The organism is Pseudomonadota bacterium (assembly GCA_039714795.1).
Lineage (GTDB): Bacteria > Pseudomonadota > Alphaproteobacteria > JAGOMX01 > JAGOMX01 > JBDLIP01.
In genome coordinates this window covers 1-1872 of the sequence record JBDLIP010000182.1, presented here as the reverse complement: position 1 = coordinate 1872, position 1872 = coordinate 1, and the positions used below count along the sequence as shown (strand labels likewise).

2 protein-coding genes are annotated in these 1872 nt (G+C 37.6%); both read left to right on the top strand.

Going from position 1 to position 1872, the window contains the following annotated elements; all coding sequences use genetic code 11:
* The coding region (locus ABFQ95_08500; GenBank protein MEN8237554.1) for a tetratricopeptide repeat protein at positions 1-1505 on the top strand (1505 nt) is incomplete at its 5' end.
* A gap of 67 nt (positions 1506-1572) precedes the next feature.
* Positions 1573-1701 (top strand): hypothetical protein, encoded by a 129-nt coding sequence (locus ABFQ95_08495; GenBank protein MEN8237553.1) that lies wholly within the window; start codon positions 1573-1575, stop codon positions 1699-1701.
* Positions 1702-1872 lie beyond the last annotated feature (171 nt).

Here is a 1872-nt window from a genome sequence, read left to right as displayed (position 1 = left end):
GGAAACTCAATAGATTGCTCGGTATTTTGCGGCAATACTCCTTGATAAAAATATCAGGCGATGATATTTCTATTCATCGTTTGGTCTCCAATTGGCTCAGGGATAAATTAGATAAAGAACAAAAGCTGAGATATATAAAAAAGATGCAAACTGCGATTGAAAAAATCTATCCTAGAAAAATTGCAGGTGATGGTATTTCTGGTAAAGATCAGCATTTAATAACTCAGACGATTCCTCATATGGAGAAATTTCTGCAAGAAGTAAGCTCTTTCTCTTCGAACGAGACTCAAGTTGCTTTCTACGCTCTTACCTATCGAGTTTTAAACGAACCTCACAAAGCGGAAAATATCCTGGAAGAAGCTTGGAAGATTAATGAATCTTTGTACGGTGAGCATCATCCAACCAATCTGCAAATTTTAAATTTACTGGGTTCTGTGTATCACCACTTAGGCAAAAGCTTTAAAAAGCGAGATATTCTAAAAAAAATTGCATTAATTAGCGAAAAAAACTATGGAGAGGACCATCATAAAACAGCACGCGCACTCTTTCGATACGGCTTAGCATACATGTCATTAGGAGATTTTCGTAAGGTAAAAACCTTGCTCTCCCAGGTACTGAAACTCTACCAGAAACATTATGGTGACGATCATGTTGAAACCGCTCAGGTGTTATATATGCTAGGTTGGGTTGATTATGTGTTGGGTGAAAGGGAAAAAGGAAAAAGAACGTTAGAGCGCACTATTCAAATACATACACAAAGTCCTACATCAATTTCTAGTTTGGCGTACAATCAGATATTTTTAGGATTGGTTCATTATGATTTAAACCATTTAAAGAAAAGTGAAAAGTATTTTCGGGATGCTCTGAAAATAAGAAAAGAACTATTTGGACCTGATCATATGTGGACTATATTTTCAAAGGTAAATTTAGCCCTGGTTTGTGCGGCAATGCAGAAAAGATATGAGAGTAAGCTCCTTTTGGATGCAGCTTTAAGGTTTATTAAAAAGGATGAGAACACAACGAATGCATGGCAATCTATTCTAAATAATCGTATGGGAATAATTTATTCTATTTCAGGTGATTTTTTGCAAAGTAAAAAAATGTTAATAGGTGCTATTAAAAACCTTAAAAATAAATATGGGAATGATAACATGATAACCGCCATCGTTTCTACAAATTTAGGGAACGTCTATCGTTTGCTTGGGGATATTCAAAAAGCCAGGAAGCTTTTGCGGCAATCGCTTAAGGTAATTCAGCGCACCTATGGTGAGAACCATCCCACAACTGCAATGACCATGGCTAACCTGGCCCTAACCTTAGATGGTACAGAAAAAGAAAAGTTATTGAAAAAATCTTTAGATGTGTTCAAGAATTTTTACCATCCTCAGCACCCAAATATTAAGAAGATCGCATCAGAGCTTGAAAAAGAAAATGTTTCCACCTCTACTGTCAATGATTTAAAAAAATCTCTTAATCCTGGTTATCATATTCTCTTGCCTTTCTAGGAGACAAAGACTAAGATGCCCGGGAGTGGGGGGTGAATGTTCCCTTGATTTATAGAGGAGATGGAGAATGAAGAGATTTTACCTTTTGTCGGCAATTCTAGTGGCCCAAGTGTTTTGCCTTATAGGTACAGGAGATTTCTCTGAGCGACCAGAACTTGGTAGAGATATTTTGGGCATTGTAGAGAACTCTATTTAGCATTGTATCCGTGCCGGATCAAAATGCTGGGTTTTATGGCAACGAAAGTGCGCAGTTTACAACTGTAAGTAAGCGCTTTGGGTGCATCAAAGAACCAATAGTTTGATCCAGCATCTCTGGAAGGCAAGGCATTAGAATGCCCGGGAGCGTGGGGGTTAGTTTTCCCAGTTT

Coding starts and splice junctions, on each gene's coding strand:
- ABFQ95_08495 (MEN8237553.1), top strand. CDS start 1,573: ATGAAGAGATTTTACCTTTTGTCGGCAATTCTAGTGGCCCAAGTGTTT.